General features: G+C 65.4%; 2 protein-coding genes. Both read left to right on the top strand.

Translation table 11 applies throughout. The features are described from left to right. Nucleotides 1-505, top strand: a 505-nt coding sequence (rpsC, locus tag AC4FS3_RS28850) for a 30S ribosomal protein S3 (protein ID WP_491023393.1), incomplete at its 5' end; no start/stop codon positions are given. A 27-nt stretch (nt 506-532) separates the two neighbouring features. Then, a partial coding sequence (gene rplP / locus AC4FS3_RS28855) for a 50S ribosomal protein L16 (protein WP_491023394.1) occupies nt 533-737 on the top strand: 205 nt, incomplete at its 3' end.

Below are 737 nucleotides of genomic sequence, written 5' to 3' on the forward strand. Positions count from 1 at the left end.
CTCGGCGCGTCCGGGCGTGGTGATCGGCAAGAAGGGCGCGGACATCGACAAGCTGCGCCGCGCCGTGGCGAAGATGACCGACGCTGACGTCGCCATCAACATCGTCGAAGTGCGCAAGCCGGAGATCGACGCGACGCTGGTCGCCGAGTCGATCGCCCAGCAGCTCGAGCGTCGCGTGGCGTTCCGCCGCGCCATGAAGCGCGCCGTTCAGTCGGCGATGCGTCTTGGCGCCGAGGGCATCCGCATCAACTGCTCCGGTCGTCTGGGCGGCGCCGAGATCGCGCGTATGGAGTGGTATCGCGAAGGTCGCGTGCCGCTGCACATGTTGCGCGCTGACGTCGATTACGGCGTGGCCACCGCCTTCACCACCTACGGCACGTGCGGGATCAAGGTCTGGATCTTCAAGGGTGAGATCCTGGAGCATGATCCGATGGCCCAGGACAAGAAGATGAACGATGACGGCGGCCGCTCGCAGGCGCGTCGCGGGTCGGACGCGTCCCGGTAAGGGGCGCGGAGACCAGGAGCAGAAGCAATGCTGTCGCCCAAAAGAACCAAGTTCAGGAAGCAGTTCAAGGGCCGTATCCACGGTGTCGCCAAGGGTGGAACCGACCTCAACTTCGGTGAGTTCGGCCTCAAGGCGCTTGAACCCGAGCGCATCACCGCGCGTCAGATTGAAGCGGCCCGCCGCGCCATCACGCGTCACATGAAGCGCGCTGGCCGCGTCTGGATCCGTATTT

It is taken from the genome of Pseudogemmobacter sp. TB195 (assembly GCF_058313095.1).